At 71.9% G+C, this 14,270-nt stretch carries 12 protein-coding genes; 9 read left to right on the forward strand and 3 right to left on the reverse strand.

The window, feature by feature from the left end; genetic code table 11:
• Window positions 1–56: 56 nt before the first annotated feature.
• Window positions 57–716 (reverse strand): GntR family transcriptional regulator, encoded by a 660-nt coding sequence (locus DEJ22_RS02110; protein WP_111226791.1) that lies wholly within the window; start codon window positions 714–716, stop codon window positions 57–59.
• A gap of 142 nt (window positions 717–858) precedes the next feature.
• Here DEJ22_RS02110 and DEJ22_RS02115 point away from each other — a divergent pair, with 142 nt between their 5' ends.
• Complete coding sequence (locus tag DEJ22_RS02115; protein ID WP_258379597.1) at window positions 859–2,007, forward strand: class I SAM-dependent methyltransferase; 1,149 nt, start codon at window positions 859–861, stop codon at window positions 2,005–2,007.
• A gap of 90 nt (window positions 2,008–2,097) precedes the next feature.
• Here DEJ22_RS02115 and DEJ22_RS02120 read toward each other — a convergent pair whose 3' ends face one another.
• Together DEJ22_RS02120 and DEJ22_RS02125 are read right to left on the reverse strand one after the other, a co-directional pair.
• Window positions 2,098–2,928, reverse strand: a complete 831-nt coding sequence (locus DEJ22_RS02120; protein WP_111226789.1) for an aldo/keto reductase — start codon at window positions 2,926–2,928, stop codon at window positions 2,098–2,100.
• Window positions 2,929–3,031: 103 nt separating this feature from the next.
• Window positions 3,032–3,442: a pilus assembly protein CpaE gene (locus DEJ22_RS02125; protein WP_502862168.1), complete on the reverse strand. Its 411-nt coding sequence runs from the start codon at window positions 3,440–3,442 to the stop codon at window positions 3,032–3,034.
• Window positions 3,443–3,712: 270 nt separating this feature from the next.
• Here DEJ22_RS02125 and DEJ22_RS02130 point away from each other — a divergent pair, with 270 nt between their 5' ends.
• The 8 genes from DEJ22_RS02130 (at window position 3,713) to DEJ22_RS02165 (ending at window position 14,255) form a co-directional block, all read left to right on the forward strand.
• Window positions 3,713–6,394: a glycoside hydrolase family 2 protein gene (locus DEJ22_RS02130; protein ID WP_111226788.1), complete on the forward strand. Its 2,682-nt coding sequence runs from the start codon at window positions 3,713–3,715 to the stop codon at window positions 6,392–6,394.
• A 70-nt stretch (window positions 6,395–6,464) separates the two neighbouring features.
• Window positions 6,465–7,952 carry a sugar transferase gene (locus tag DEJ22_RS02135; RefSeq protein WP_181430731.1) on the forward strand — a complete coding sequence of 496 codons (1,488 nt, stop codon included), beginning with the start codon at window positions 6,465–6,467 and terminating at the stop codon, window positions 7,950–7,952.
• A 217-nt stretch (window positions 7,953–8,169) separates the two neighbouring features.
• A complete protein-coding gene (gene tatA / locus DEJ22_RS02140) occupies window positions 8,170–8,463 on the forward strand; it encodes a twin-arginine translocase TatA/TatE family subunit (protein WP_502862171.1) in 294 nt (97 codons plus the stop codon).
• Between the two features lie 121 nt (window positions 8,464–8,584).
• Entirely contained in the window at window positions 8,585–9,979 is a 1,395-nt protein-coding gene (locus tag DEJ22_RS02145; protein WP_111226786.1) for an MFS transporter, read from the forward strand.
• A 53-nt stretch (window positions 9,980–10,032) separates the two neighbouring features.
• Window positions 10,033–12,201, forward strand: coding sequence for an ATP-dependent Clp protease ATP-binding subunit (locus DEJ22_RS02150; protein WP_111226785.1), 2,169 nt, complete (start codon window positions 10,033–10,035; stop codon window positions 12,199–12,201).
• A gap of 119 nt (window positions 12,202–12,320) precedes the next feature.
• Window positions 12,321–12,443 (forward strand): hypothetical protein, encoded by a 123-nt coding sequence (locus DEJ22_RS02155; RefSeq protein ID WP_258379596.1) that lies wholly within the window; start codon window positions 12,321–12,323, stop codon window positions 12,441–12,443.
• 22 nt (window positions 12,444–12,465) lie between these two features.
• Window positions 12,466–13,119, forward strand: coding sequence for a response regulator transcription factor (locus DEJ22_RS02160; RefSeq protein ID WP_111226784.1), 654 nt, complete (start codon window positions 12,466–12,468; stop codon window positions 13,117–13,119).
• A gap of 32 nt (window positions 13,120–13,151) precedes the next feature.
• The gene (locus tag DEJ22_RS02165; RefSeq protein WP_146241726.1) at window positions 13,152–14,255 is read left to right on the forward strand and encodes a sensor histidine kinase; all 1,104 of its coding nucleotides are present in this window, start codon (window positions 13,152–13,154) and stop codon (window positions 14,253–14,255) included.
• The last annotated feature ends 15 nt before the right edge of the window (window positions 14,256–14,270 follow it).

Below are 14,270 nucleotides of genomic sequence, written 5' to 3' on the forward strand. Positions count from 1 at the left end.
TCAGTCGTCGGGCGCGGACGTCCCGGACGACGGCGCGCAGGCATTCCACGCACACCTCAGCGCTCCTTCCGGTCCGGGTCGGGCAGTTGGTGGATCGTCCACGTCGCCCGCTCGGCGAGGCGGCCGTCCCGGCAGTCGATCGCGATCCGGAGCGCGACCAGACCGTTGCGGATCTGCTCCCACGGCAGCGCGTTCCGCACGGCGTCGTGCCGGAGCCGGTAGGTCAGCCCGTCCGTGGCGCTCTCGAGGACGGCGGCGAGCACCGGGTTCTCGCACGCAGCGATGAGGGAGCGGTAGATCGGCGAGAGGGCGTCCCCCCGGCTCGTGGTCCACAGCGGGTCACCCATGCAGTCGAGCAGGAGCCCGAGGCGTCGGAAGAGCACGGACCGCGCACGGTCGTCCATGCCGGGGACGGCGGTCCGGACCACCCCGCCGAAGAGCAGTCCGAGCGCCTGCAGCGTGGGCAGCAGCTCCTCGTGCCGCGGGACGACCACCCGCGTGTACCGGTTCGGGCGGAGTTCGACGAGTCCGAGGTGCGCGAGGTCCGACAGTGCCTCGCGCACCGGGGTCCGTGAGCACCGGAGGCGCAGGGCGAGCTGCTCGTCGTCGAGCAGGGTGCCCGGCGCGAGCGAGCCGTCCATGATCTCGGTCCGCAGGCGTTCCCGCGCCTGGTCGCGGAGCCGCGGTCGCAGCTGGGCGTCTGGCGAAGCGAACATCGGCCCCTCTCGCGCTCGTCTTCCCGCCCGGTGGGAGCGGCTGACCACGAGCGTAGAGCCTTGGGATACCAGGTGCGTCGGTGATATACCGCGGATGTCCACCACGGCACGCTCGCTCGGGGCCACTGGGTACCCTTGGGCGGTGCCGTTCGACTTCGCAGACCACTTCCGGCGCCGCAGCGACGGCGACCAGCCGGACATCGTCGCGATCGACGGCACCGACCGCTTCATGCTCGACGAGGCACCGTTCCTGCACGGCGACGCGCTGCGCCAGCCCGGCGAGGTCGCCGTCGTCGACGACCGCTACGGCGTGCTCACCCTCGGGCTGCTCGCCGTGGACGGAGCGCGCGACGTCCGGGTGGTGCAGGACTCGCTCGTGGGAGAGCGCGCCCTCACGGCGAACGCGGGCACCTTCGGCCGGCGGGGCTTCCACCACCCGGCGACGTTCGAGGACGCCTTCCGCGACGTGCGGCTCGTGCTCCTCCGGCTGCCGAAGTCGAACGACCGGCTCGACGAGGTCGTGCGTGCGATCGCCCGGTGGGCGGCCCCGGACGTCGTGGTCGTCTGCGGCGGTCGCGTGAAGCACATGACGCTGTCGCAGAACGACGTCCTGCGTCGCTACTTCGGCGAGGTCACGGCCTCCCGCGGGCGGGCCAAGTCGCGGCTGCTCATCGCGCAGGACCCGCTGCACGCCGCGGCCGCCCGCGCCGACGTGACGGCACCCTGGCCGCGGCGGGTGCACAACGACGAGCTCGGCATCACGATCGCCGCCCACGGCGGGGTGTTCGCCGGCACGTCCCTCGACCTCGGTACGCGGGTGCTGCTCGACGTGGTCGACGAGGCGGTGCCGGCGGCGCGGAACGCGGTCGACCTCGGGTGCGGGAACGGCACGATCGCCACCGTGCTCGCGCGGCGTCGTCCGACGATCAAGGTCGTCGCCACCGACGTCTCGAGCGCCGCCGTGGCGTCGACGCGGCTCACGGCGGACCTGAACGGCGTCGGCGACCGCGTCACGACCGCGCGGACCGATGCCGGCGACGAGCTCGACACCGGCTCGACGAAGCTCGTGCTCTGCAACCCGCCGTTCCACGACGGCACGAGCGTCAGCACCGAGGCCGCTGCAGCGATGTTCCGGAACGCAGCGAGGATCCTGCAGCAGGACGGTGAGCTCTGGTGTGTCTGGAACGGGCACCTGCGCTACCGCTCCGACCTCGAACGGGCCGTCGGCCCGACCCGACAGGTGGTGCGGACATCGCGCTTCACGGTCACCGCGTCACGCGTCACGTCCTGAGGCGAGTGCAGACCGACGGGAGGCCCGTGGCTGCGCAGCCACGGGCCTCCCGTCCGTCCGTCGGTCACCTCGTCAGGTGACCTGTCCCGCTCAGGCCGGGACGTAGTCGAACGTGTCCGGGTCCGGACCCGTGCGGTGGCCCTTGTCGAGCGACGTGATCGCGGTCATGTCGTCGTCGGTGAGCTCGAAGTCGAAGATCGCGAAGTTCTCCTCGACGCGCGAGCGGGTGACCGACTTCGGGAAGACGATGTCGCCGCGCTGGATGTGCCAGCGGAGGACGACCTGTGCCGGGGTCTTGCCCGTGGCGTCGGCGATGCGGGTGATGGTCTCGTCGTCGAGGACGAGGCCCTGCGCGATCGGCGACCAGGCCTCGGTCGCGATGCCGTGCTCGCGGCCGTAGGCGCGCAGCTCCTCCTGCACGAGGTACGGGTGCACCTCGATCTGGTTCACGGCCGGCGTGATGGTGGTCTCGGCGGCGAGGCGGTTGAGGTGGTGCGCCTGGAAGTTGCTCACGCCGATCGAGCGGGCGGTGCCGGCGTGGTACAGCTCCTCCATCGCCTTCCACGTCGGGACGAAGTCCGACACGGTGGGCAGCGGCCAGTGGATGAGGAACAGGTCGGTGTAGCCGCCGAGCAGGTCGGCGGACTTCTTGCCGTTCTCGGCGGCGAGCGCCGGGTCGTGGAAGCCGTTGTTGAGCTTCGAGGTGACGAAGATCTCCGAGCGGTCGATGCCGGACTCGGCGATGGCCTCGCCGACCTCCTTCTCGTTGCCGTACATCTCGGCGGTGTCGATGTGGCGGTAGCCGACCTCGAGCGCCGTCAAGGTCGCTTCCTTGGTGTTCTCCGGTTCGATCTGGAAGACGCCGAAGCCGAGCTGCGGGATGGTCTTGCCGTCGTTCAGGGTGATGTTCGGAACGGTCATGCCGCCATGCAACCAAACGGGGCCCAGGAGGCATTCCGGCAACGTCCAGCCGGGCGCGTCCCCCTGCGCAGACCGGACGGTCGAGCGTCGTGCGCCGGCTGGTTCAGGCCAGCGACGCCTCGATGTAGGCCAGCAGCGCCGCGCCGTAGGTCTCCTCGGCGTCCGACCCGGAGAACGTCCGCGGCGCACCGGAGACCGTCGCGGTGACGGTCAGGTCCGGCCCGGAGCGCGCGAGCGACACGAACGCCGGGCCGAGCAACTCGCGCAGCTGGTCCTCGCGCGGGAGCCAGAGCGACTCGTCCGCCGAGACCGAGTCGAGCGCCCACTCCGTCGTGCCGTTGAACCCGAGCACGGTGCCCGACGGGTGGTCGTGCCGCTCGACGGTCATCTCGGACACGGTGTAGACGTCGTCGTCGACGCCGGGCTTGTCGATGACGAAGCGGTCCCCGGTCGCGGGGTGCCACCGGAGTCCGGCGTCACGGAGGGCCTTGGCGGTGTCGACGGTGATCACCATCCCACCCTGCCATGCGCCACCGCCGAGCGCGGACCCGCCGCCGGGCGGAGGCGGGCGGCAAGGTCCGCGTACTAGCATCGCCGAGCACCCCCGCGCGCGACGAGCGATCGTCCGCGCGCGCGGACGCGACGATGCTGGGCGACCGGTGCCGTGCCTCCAGGCCGTCTCCGCGGCCATGGGCGCGACCGGCGGTCCGGCATCCGGGCGCCGGCCGCAGCCTGCCGCCCGACCGCGTCCGCACCGCCGAAGTCCGCCCAGCAAAGGACCCGCATGACCCTCGAGCGCGAGGAACTCCGCGACGACTGGACCGTGACGATCGCCGGCGACCAGCCGCCGGTCGGTGCACCGGACGGCATCGCGGGACGCACCATCCCCGCCACGGTGCCGGGTCAGGTGCACACCGACCTCGAGCGGGAGGGTCTCGTCGTGGACCCGCTCTTCGACCGCAACGAGCCCGCTGCCGCCTGGGTGGGCCGCGCGGACTGGTCGTACCGCCGCACGGTGGACGTGGCCCCGCGGGGCTTCGAACGCGTCGACCTGGTGTGCGAGGGGCTCGACACCGTCGCCGAGCTGAGCCTGGACGGCGTCGTCGTCGGAACCACGCGCAACATGCACCGCCGCTACCGCTTCGACCTCAACGACGTGCCCGGCCCGTCGGGCGAACGGGAGCTCGAGATGCTCTTCGAGTCGCCGTACCGCGAGGCCGGCCGTGTCGCCGCCCGCGCCGGCTCGATGCCGGGTCCGTACGACGAGCCGTTCCCGTACGTCCGCAAGATGGCCTCGAACTTCGGGTGGGACTGGGGTCTGACCGCGGTCACGAGCGGGCCGTGGCGTCCGGTCGCGATCGAGCGCTGGTCCACCGCCCGGCTGGCCGAGGTGCGTCCGCTCGTCGACGTCGAGGCCGGCGAGGGCGTCCTCGACGCCCACATCACGGTCGAGCGGTCCGGCATGAACGACCTCGACCAGGACGGCGAGGACGACGACCTCGTGCTCGTCGTGACGGTGAGCGGCCCGACGGTCGACGGCGGTACGACCCGGCAGCGCTCCCGTGCGCAGCTGACCCCGCAGAGCGACGAGACGGTCGTCACCGTTCGGGTGCCCGACGTCCGCCGGTGGTGGCCCCGGGGTTACGGGGAGCAGGTGCAGTACGACGTGACGGTCGAGCTGCAGACGGTGGACGGCGAGGTCCTTGACCGCCGGACGAGCCGCACCGGGTTCCGCTCGACCCGGATCGACACCGCCGCCGACGAGATCGGCAAGCCCTTCACCGTCGTGGTGAACGGCACGGTGATCGACGTCCGGGGTGTCAACTGGATCCCCGACGACGTCATCGTGTCGCGGGTCGACCGCGCCCGGATCGAGGACCGGCTGCGTGCCGCCGCGGACCTGCACGTGAACCTCGTGCGGGTGTGGGGTGGCGGCGTCTACGAGTCGCACGACTTCTACGACGTGTGCGACGAGCTCGGCCTGCTCGTGTGGCAGGACTTCCCGTTCGCCTGCTCGGCCTACCCGGAGATCGAGCCGATCCGCAGCGAGGTCATCGCCGAGGCCCGGGACAACGTCGCCCGCCTCGCCGGGCACCCGTCGCTCGTGGTGTGGAACGGCAACAACGAGAACATCTGGCTGCACGACGCCGACGGGTGGGGCGAGGAGCTCGGCGACCGCGGCTGGGGTCTCGACTACTACCTCGACCTGCTGCCGACGATCGTCGACGCGGTCGACCCGTCGCGCTTCTACACGGTCGCCTCACCGTGGTCGGGGTCGGAGAGCCTGCCCGCGAACCACGTCGACCACGAGACGCACCACTCGTGGGACGTCTGGAACCGCCTGTCGGACGACCACTACCGCGACTCCGTGCCGCGGTTCGTCTCCGAATTCGGGTGGCAGGCCCCGCCCGCGTGGCGCACGCTCCGCGATGCGGTCTCCGACGAGCCGATGCGCGTCGACTCGCCCGGGGTCGTCCACCACCAGAAGGCCGACGACGGCATGGGCAAGCTCGCGCGCGGCATCGCGCCGCGCTTCGGCGCCGTGGACCCGGGCGACCTGGACCGCTGGCACTACCTGACGCAGCTCCAGCAGACCCGCGCGATCGCGACGGGTGTCGAACACTGGCGCACGCACTGGCCGCGCAACTCCGGGGTCGTGGTGTGGCAGCTGAACGACCTTTGGCCGGTGTCCTCGTGGTCGGCGATCGACTCGGCGGGGCGGCTCAAGCCGCTCGCGCACGAGCTGCGTCGCCTGTACGACGACGTGCTGCTGACGATCCGTCCGGTCGCCACCCGCGCGACGGCCGCCGGTCCGGCGGACGGCGACGACCGGCCGGGAGGCACGGGTCACCCCGACCGTCCGACCCACGACGGCGAGACGGCGGAGCTGGCCGACACGCTCTCGCTCGGCGTCTCGCCGGGCGCCTTCGGCAACGCCCCGATCGAGGTCGCCGTCCGGTCGTCGCGCACCGGCATCGACAGCGTCGTCCGTGTCCGGCGCATCGCGCTCTCGGGAGCGATCCTGGCCGAGGTCACCCTGCCGGTGCAGCTGTCCGCGTCCGGGGTCGCCGTGGTGGCGCTGCCGGAGTCGGTGGGCGTCGTCGACGACCCGACGAACGAGCTGGTCGTCGCCGACATGGACTGGCACCGTGCGGTGTGGACGCCGTCGCCGGACCGCGAGATGCGCTGGCAGCCGGCGCGGTACCGGACCTCGGTGACACCGGCACCCGACGGCGACGGCCACGACCTGGTCGTCGAGGCGGACTCGCTCGTGCGCGACCTGCTGCTCCAGCCGGACCGCCTCGCGCCGACCGGCACCGTCGACCGCGGGTTCATGACCCTGCTGCCGGGGGAGCGTGTGGGCTTCCGGCTGCGCGGGCTGACCGCGCAGGACGTGGCGGCGATCGCGAACGCTCCGGTGACGTGGACGCTCGACAAGGTCCTCGCTCTCGGTATTTCAGACTGATATACTCTTCGGGTGGCGATGCCACCCGTGCGTCCTCCTCGTCGCGCGGTCGTCGATGGAGGAGTGCCCGGTGTCGATCGCAGTTCGCCAGGGTCGGGCAGCAGCCGCTCCGGCCACCGTGCGCCGGCCCGACCGCGCCGGCCTCTCTGGGTACGCACGGACGGTGGCCGCCGTCGACCTCGCGTTGCTGATCGCGGCGTCCTGGGTCGCCCACGGCATCCGGTTCCCCGGCGAGTCCCTCCTCGCGCCCGAGCAGCCGGGGTGGCTCGAGTTCGTCGCCGGGCCGGCGGTCATCGCCCTGTGGATGGCCTTCCTCGCAGCCTTCCGGACGCGGGAGCCGCGCATCGCCGGCGTCGGTGGTGAGGAGTACCGCCGCGTCCTGGTCGCAAGTCTCGCCGCGTGCGCGACAACCGCCGTCGTCGCCTACGTGGCGCAGCTCGACCTCGCCCGCGGTTACGTCGCGATCGCCTTCCCGCTCGGTACCGCGCTGCTCGCGCTCGGTCGGCGGAACGCGCGCGCCGTGCTCGCGAGACGACGGGCGCGGGGGCAGCACCTGCAGGACGTCCTCGTCGTCGGTGACCCGGCGGACGTTCGGTACGTCGGGCATCGGATCGCCGCGACCCCCGCCGCGGGCTACCGCGTCGCCGCGGTGGCGACCGACGCTGCGAGCGGTGCCGACTCGGGCACGGACTCCGTCGTGCTCGGTCCGGACGAGGTCCCGGTCGTCGGCAGGGTCGACGACGTGCTCGACCTCGCGACGGAGCACGGGGTCGAGGCCGTCGTGGTCGCGGGCGCGATCCCGGGCGGACACGAACGACTCCGGCGGCTCGGGTGGCAGCTCGAGGAGCACGGCATCGAGCTCGTGGTGTCGTCCCCGCTCGCCGACATCGATGCCGACCGTGTGCACGAGCGACCGGTCGACGGCCTGCCGCTCATGCACGTGGAGACCCCGGACTACCGGTGCCGCACCGGCAAGCGCGCCCTCGACGTCATCGGCGCTGCGGTCGGTCTCCTGCTCCTCGCACCGGTGTTCGCGGCCGTCGCGCTCGCGATCCGTCTCGACGACGGCGGGCCGGTCCTCTTCCGGCAGGAGCGCATCGGCCGCGGCGGCGCACCCTTCCGCATCTGCAAGTTCCGGACGATGTGCATCGACGCCGAGGACCGCGTCTCGGAGCTGGACGCGCTGGACGAGGGCGCCGGTCCGCTCTTCAAGGTGCGGCAGGACCCGCGGGTCACCCGCGTCGGGGCGTTCCTGCGGCGGACGTCCCTCGACGAGCTCCCGCAGCTCTGGAACGTCCTCACCGGCACGATGAGCCTCGTCGGTCCCCGTCCGGCGCTCCCTCGAGAGGTCGCCGTCTACGAGGACTTCGCCGACCGTCGGCTCCTCGTGACGCCGGGCATGACCGGACTGTGGCAGGTGAGCGGCCGGTCCGACCTCGACTGGGCCGAGGGGGTGCGGCTCGACCTGCACTACGTCGAGAACTGGTCCTTCCTGCACGACGTCGTGATCCTCGCGCGGACGGTCCCCTCGGTCCTGCGTTCGCGGGGCGCCTACTGAGCGCCCCCTCGACTCCGGTCGCGCCTCGACCCTCGACCGGAACGGAGCACCCCCGGAACGCAGCGGCTTCCGGGGGTGCTGCCTGTGTGTCCGGTGTCCGTCGCACGACCCGTCTGGCCATGGTGGATGCCGCGGGTTACGCTTGCAGGACGACGGACTTCCGCCGCTCGCGTCGACGGTGACACGCAGACGGCGACCTGTTCCAGAACAAGGAGACATGATGCTCGGAAACCTCGGTGGCATCCACCTGCTGATCATCCTCGGGATCATCATCCTGCTGTTCGGCGCGACGAAGCTCCCTGCGCTCGCCAAGGGTCTCGGCCAGTCGATCAACATCTTCAAGAAGGAGATGGGCGACGACAAGAAGCAGACGAAGGACGGCACGGTGCAGGACTCCGCGCAGCCCGGGTCGGCCCAGTACACCGCGCCGCAGGCCGACAGCGCCGCCCCTGTCGTGAACCCGGGCCCCTCGGTCCAGCCGAACGTGCACTCCACGGAGCCCCGCAACTAGACCTCCCGCACCGGGAACCAGACCAGGACCCAGCCCCGTCCTGTCGGCGAAGCCCCCGCGACCCATCGGTCGCGGGGGCTTCCGCGTTCCCCGCTGACCGCGGTCAGAGCACGATGGGTGCATGACCACCGCACGCGGCACCGCGCCGCTCCGCGACGACCGCCGCGTGGTGCTCGTCGTGGCGATCCTGGCGTCGTTCGTCGTCGGGCTCGACTCGAGCGTCGTGACCGTGGCGCTCCCGGCGGTCCGGCACGAACTCGGTGGCGGGTTGATCGTGCAGCAGTGGGTGGTCGACGCCTACCTGGTGACGCTCGGTTCGCTCATCCTGGTCGCCGGGTCGCTGTCCGACGTGTTCGGCCGGGTCCGCATCGTCACGTGGGGCCTGGTGGTGTTCGGTCTCGCCTCGGTCGCCTGCGCGGTCGCCCCGTCGGGTGCGGTGCTCATCGTCGCCCGCGCGCTGCAGGGTGTCGGCGGAGCCCTGGTCACCCCGAGTGCGCTCGCGCTCATCGTCGCCGCCTTCCGTGGGGCGGCGCAGGCGAAGGCGATCGGGACGTGGACGGCCTGGTCGAGCGCCGCGGTCATCGTCGGGCCGGTCGTCGGCGGGCTGGTCGTCGACGGCATCGGGTGGCGGTGGGTGTTCGTCCTGTCGGCGGTGCCGATCGCGGTGACGATCCCGCTCGTGGTGCGCATCACGGGTGACGTGCGACCGGAGTCCGGGCATCGGATCGACGTGCTCGGTGCCGTGCTCGCCGTGGTCGGCGTCGGCGGGGTGGTCCTCGGGCTGATCGAGCAGGAGCGGCTCGGGTGGTCGTCGCCGCTCGTCGTCGCGGCACTCGTCGTCGGTGCCGTGGCGCTCGTGGCGTTCGTGCCGTGGGAGCGACGGGTCACCAGGACCGGTGGAGGGCCGCTCGTGCCGCTCGAGCTCTTCCGTGCGCGGAACTTCGCGGTGGGGAACCTCGCGACCCTCTCGATCTACGGTGCGCTCGGGATGGTCGGCTTCGTCGTGACGCTCTTCCTGCAGGAGGTCTGGTCGTTCCCCGCGTGGCTCGCCGGCATCGCCAGCCTGCCGCCGACGCTCCTGCTGCTCGCGCTGTCCACCACGGTCGGTGGGCTCGCCGGGCGGTACGGCCCGCGCTGGTTCATGGCTGCCGGACCCGCGATCGCGGCGGTGGGGGCGCTCGTGATGCTCGGCGCCGGCGACGACCCGGCGGCGTACTGGTGGGCGGTGCTCCCCGGGTTGGTGCTCGTCGGCGTCGGGATCGCGACCATGGTGACACCGCTGACGAGCGCCGTGCTCGGGTCCGTGCCGGAGCGCGAGGCCGGTGTCGGCTCGGCGGTCAACAACGCCGTCGCCCGGGTCGCCGGTCTGGTCGTCGTGGCGCTCGCCGGGGTCGTGCTCGGTGGTGGCGTGAGCACGGCGGGTCTCCACCGGGCGATGGTCGTGATGGCGCTCCTCCTGTTCGCGGGCGCGGTGGTGAGTGCCGTCGGGATCCGGAATACCTCCCCCCGTTCGTAAGTTGAGTGGAGTAGACTCAAGTACGGGACCACCGCAACGAAAGGACGGACCGCATGGCGAACCTCCAGGGCGCCCCTGACTCGCAGGAGCGGCAGAAGACCGCCCTCGAGCAGTACGGCGTCGACCTCACCGCGATCGCCCGGAGCGGCAAGCTCGACCCGGTCATCGGGCGTGACGCCGAGATCCGGCGCGTCTCGCAGGTGCTGACCCGCCGCACCAAGAACAACCCCGTGCTCATCGGTGAGCCCGGCGTCGGCAAGACCGCCGTCGTCGAAGGGCTCGCCCAGCGCATCGTCGCCGGCGACGTCGCCGACTCCCTCAAGGACAAGCGGCTCGTGTCGCTCGACATCTCCGCCCTCATCGCCGGCGCGAAGTACCGCGGCGAGTTCGAGGAGCGGCTCAAGGCCGTGCTCAAGGAGATCAACGACTCCGACGGGCAGGTCATCACGTTCATCGACGAGCTGCACACACTGATGGGCGCCGGCGGCGGCGAGGGCTCGGTCGCGGCGTCGAACATGCTCAAGCCGATGCTGGCGCGTGGCGAGCTCCGGCTGATCGGCGCGACGACGCTCGACGAGTACCGCGAGTACATCGAGAAGGACGCCGCACTCGAGCGCCGCTTCCAGCAGGTCTGGGTGGGGGAGCCGAGCGTCGAGGACGCCGTGGCGATCCTCCGTGGGCTCAAGGAACGGTACGAGGCGCACCACAAGGTGACGATCAACGACTCTGCGCTCGTCGCCGCGGCGAGCCTGTCGAACCGGTACATCTCCGGCCGGCAGCTCCCGGACAAGGCGATCGACCTGATCGACGAGGCCGCCAGCCGCCTCCGCATGGAGATCGACTCGAGCCCCGTCGAGATCGACGAGCTGAAGCGCTCCGTGGACCGGCTGCGCGTCGAGGAGTTCGCGCTCAAGCAGGAGAAGGACGACGCCTCGAAGGCCCGGCTCGAGACCCTGCGCGCCGAGCTCGCGGGGCGCCAGGAGCGGCTCGAGGAGCTCGAGCGCCGCTGGCAGGCCGAGCGCGCGAACCTCAACCGCATCGGTGAGCTCAAGCAGCAGCTCGACGATCTCAACATGCGCAGTCAGCGGGCGCAGCGCGAGGCCGACTACGAGACCGTCTCGCGGCTCGAGTACGGCGAGAAGCCCCGCATCGAGGCCGAGCTGGCCGCTGCCGAGCAGGCTGAGAGCGCCGAGCGCATGGTCAACGACAGCGTCACGGACGAGGACATCGCCGCCGTGATCGCGCAGTGGACGGGTATCCCGATGGGGCGCCTGCTGCAGGGCGAGACCGAGAAGCTCCTGCACCTGGAGTCCGAACTCGGCCGCCGCATCATCGGGCAGCGCAGCGCCGTCGGCACCGTGTCCGAGGCCGTCCGCCGCACCCGAGCGGGCATCTCGGACCCGGACCGACCGACCGGCTCGTTCTTGTTCCTCGGCCCCACCGGCGTCGGCAAGACCGAGTTGGCCAAGGCGCTCGCCGAGTTCCTCTTCGACGACGAGAAGGCCCTCGTCCGCATCGACATGAGCGAGTACGGCGAGAAGCACTCGGTCGCCCGGCTCATCGGCGCCCCGCCCGGGTACGTCGGGTACGAGGCCGGCGGACAGCTCACCGAGACCGTCCGCCGTCGGCCGTACTCGGTGGTGCTGCTCGACGAGATCGAGAAGGCGCACCCCGAGGTCTTCGACGTGCTGCTCCAGGTGCTCGACGACGGGCGCCTGACCGACGGGCAGGGCCGCACGGTCGACTTCCGGAACACCATCGTGATCCTGACGTCGAACCTCGGCTCGCAGTTCCTGACCGACCCGTCGCTCAGTGCCGACCAGCGCGAGGAGGCCGTGCGCGAGCTCGTGCAGCAGTCGTTCCGGCCCGAGTTCGTCAACCGCCTCGACGACATCGTCGTGTTCCAGGCCCTGACGCACGAGGACCTCGGGCAGATCGTGTCGCTGTACGTCGACCGGCTCGCCCGGCGCCTGTCCGACCGTCGGCTCGAGCTCGCGGTCACGCCGTCGGCCCGTGGGTGGCTCGCCGAGCGCGGGTACGACCCGGTGTACGGCGCACGCCCCTTGCGTCGCCTGATGCAGCGCCAGATCGACGACCAGCTCGCGCGAGCGATCCTGGCCGGCGACGTCCGCGACGGCGACACGGTCCGTGTCGACGTCTCCGACGACGGCGAGGCGCTCGTCGTCGAACCCTTCGAGCTCGCGGAGATCGTCGAGGAGTAGTCCGCAGCAGCACGTGCCGCACAGGAGGCCCGGTGCCGGTCCGACAGGCCGCCACCGGGCCTCCTGCACGTGCATGGCCGCAACGTGGGTGAAACAGGCGGACGGACAGGGTCGAGAGCATGGACGACCTGGCACTCGCTGCCCTGCCCCTGCCCATCGCCCCCGGCCCGAACACGCGGGTGTTCGTCGTCAGGATCGACGAGGCCAGGGGGACGGTCTCGTGGGACCCAGCGGTCGCATAGGTACCGCATGTGGAATACTGGCATGCGTGTCCTGGTAGCAGACGACGAAGCAGCCCTGGCCGACCTCGTCGCCCGAGGGCTGACCCGGCAGGGCATGGCGGTCGACGTCACACACCGCGGCGACGAGGCGGACGAACTGCTCGCCGTCAACGACTACGACGTCGTCGTGCTCGACCGTGACCTCCCGGGCGTGCACGGTGACGAGGTGGCGCGCCGGCTGACCGCACGTTCCGCCGCCACGCGCATCCTCATGCTCACCGCAGCCACGGCCCTGAGCGACCGGGTCCACGGGCTCGAGCTCGGCGCCGACGACTACCTGGCGAAGCCGTTCGAGTTCCCGGAGCTGGTCGCGCGGGTCCGGGCGCTCGGGCGGCGGAGCACGGTCGCCGTCGCGCCCGTGCTCGAGCACGACGACCTGCTGCTCGACTCCAACCGTCGGATGGCCACCCGTGACGGGCGCCCCCTCGACCTCACGGCCAAGGAGTTCGGCGTGCTCGAGGTCCTGCTCCGCGCCGACGGTCGGATCGTCCCGGCCGAGGAGTTCCTCGAGAAGGTCTGGGACATGAACATCGACCCGTTCACGGCTGTCGTCCGGGTGACGATGTCGAAGCTCCGCAAGAAGCTCGGCGAGCCGGACCCGATCCGGACCGTGCCGGGGCAGGGCTACGCGCTGTGACGCGGTCCTGGTCGGTCCGGGCGCGGACGACCGTGACCTTCGCCACGGCGTCCATGGTCATCACCGCGGCGGTCCTCGTCCTGGTGACGAGCGGCTCCGTGGGGACGCTGTCCGCGGAGTACCACGACGCAGCCGTGGCGCTGCGACCCGACGAGTCCGCGGGCGCCGTCGCGGAGCCGCTCGCACCCACTGGCGACGGCGGAGCAGCGGTCGTCCGGCTCGCGACGCAGACACAGTGGCAGTGGGCCGCCGTCGGGGTCGCGGCGGCCGGGATGCTCGCCGGGTGCGTCGGGTGGTTCCTCAGCCGCCGGGTCCTCCGCCCGGTCGACCGGATCACCGCGATCACCCGGAACATCTCCGCGTCGACGCTGCACGAGCGCATCGCCCTCGGCGGTCCGGACGACGAGCTGCGCCGCCTGGCCCGGACGATCGACGACCTGCTCGACCGGCTCGAGGCGGCATTCGAGAGCCAGCGGCGCTTCGTCGCCCAGGCGTCGCACGAGTTGCGGACGCCCCTCGCCGTCCAGCGGGCGGCGCTGCAGGTGGGCTTGCCCGACGACGCGGGGCCCGAGGACGTCGTCGCGGCGCGTCAGGAACTCCTCGAGCAGAACCGCCGGACCGAACGGCTCGTGGACAGCCTGCTCGTGCTCGCCGAGGCGGAGCGCGGCCTGGACGGCCGGACGGAGGCGGTCGACGTCGGGGCGTTCGCGCAGGAGGTCGTCGACGAGGCTGGTGCCACCGCGACGGACTTCGGGGTGGACCTCACCTGCCGGACGCACACCGTGCCTCCCGGTCGGGGCGCGGTGTCGGCGGAACCGATCCTGCTGCGGCAGCTCCTCCGGAACCTCGTCGCGAACGCGGTCGAGTACAACCGGCCGGGCGGCTGGGTCGAGGTGGTGGTGCACGGCGACCGCTTCTCGGTGCGCAACAGCGGCGAGATCGTCGAGCCGGCCACGGCGGAGCGGTTCGTCGAGCCGTTCTGCCGGGGCGGCCGACCGGGATCCGACCGGCACAGCGGGCTCGGGCTGTCGATCGTCGCCGCGATCACCCGGGCGCACGGCTGGGACCTCGACGTCCGCCCCCTGTCGGAGGGTGGGCTGGAGGTCGTCGTCGACACCGGTGTTCCGTCGGTGTGACGTCCGGGCCGACGC

Origin of the sequence: Curtobacterium sp. MCSS17_007, assembly GCF_003234175.2 — a bacterium.
In the GTDB taxonomy this organism is placed as follows: Bacteria; Actinomycetota; Actinomycetes; order Actinomycetales; family Microbacteriaceae; genus Curtobacterium.